Annotated in this window: 2 pseudogenes; one reads left to right on the top strand and one right to left on the bottom strand. The window is 74.4% G+C overall.

The annotated features are described in order from the left end of the window. Positions 1-492: pseudogene (locus G3I53_RS29990) on the bottom strand (iron-sulfur protein); the annotation flags it as partial. 177 nt (positions 493-669) lie between these two features. Between G3I53_RS29990 and G3I53_RS33495 the strand changes: the two are divergent. Next, positions 670-852: pseudogene (locus tag G3I53_RS33495) on the top strand (hypothetical protein); the annotation flags it as partial.

Below are 852 nucleotides of genomic sequence, written 5' to 3' on the forward strand. Positions count from 1 at the left end.
CTCGGCGACGGCCGTGCGCACCTCGGCCCGCAGGGCTTCCTCGTCCGGCACGACGCGGGCGCCGGGCAGGGCCGCCGCCGGGTCGCCGGGCAGGCAGGCGAAGCCGTCCGGGCGCACGGCCATGCGGCCCACGGCGAGGCCGGGCGCGGTGCGGTCGAACGAGACGTGGGACACGGGGTAGCGCGGCACCCGGCGCTGAAGGAACCACGGCACGGTGATCAGCAGGCAGGCGGGCCAGGCGTAGCGGTGCAGGCCGAAGCTGGCGATCACGTCGGGCCGGGCCCGCTGTCCGTAGTCCCGCTGCACCTGGGTGTCGTCCAGGGCGAGGAAGGTCTCCAGCTCCGGTCCGCCCGCGGCCAGATCGGCGGCCGGGATCCAGCCACCGCCCCGGGGGACGTCCTCGCCGGCGCCGAGTACCGTGACGGCCAGTGCCGGGAAGACCTCCGCCAGACGGGCGTACGCGTCGGTGACGGCCGAACCGGGCACAGGCATGGGACCACCCATTCACTCGCGTCGACCGGCCCGTGGAGGCCGCTTGAAAGGTAAGGCTCACCTTACCGAAGATCGCGCGGATGTGAACCGGGGGGGTCTGTGGCCGTATCGTGCTTGACTGCCGGGTAACAACCCGTCGTAATGGCCTCAAGTACCGAAACGTCCGGAGGGGAACCCGTGAAGCACGGTGCGCAGGGCTCCATCAGGACGGGGGAGAAGACGGGGGACGGCGCTGAGGCCCGGAGAGCGGCCGCGCCCGCGGGTGCGGGGTTCCGCGTGCCCGCACAGCCCGGCGCCGGTGACGCCGGCCGTGAACGGGTCCGGCGGGAACGCGCCGACGACCCCGCCGCCGCGGACCCC

It is taken from the genome of Streptomyces sp. SID14436 (genome assembly GCF_010548465.1).
Taxonomy (GTDB): domain Bacteria; phylum Actinomycetota; class Actinomycetes; order Streptomycetales; family Streptomycetaceae; genus Streptomyces.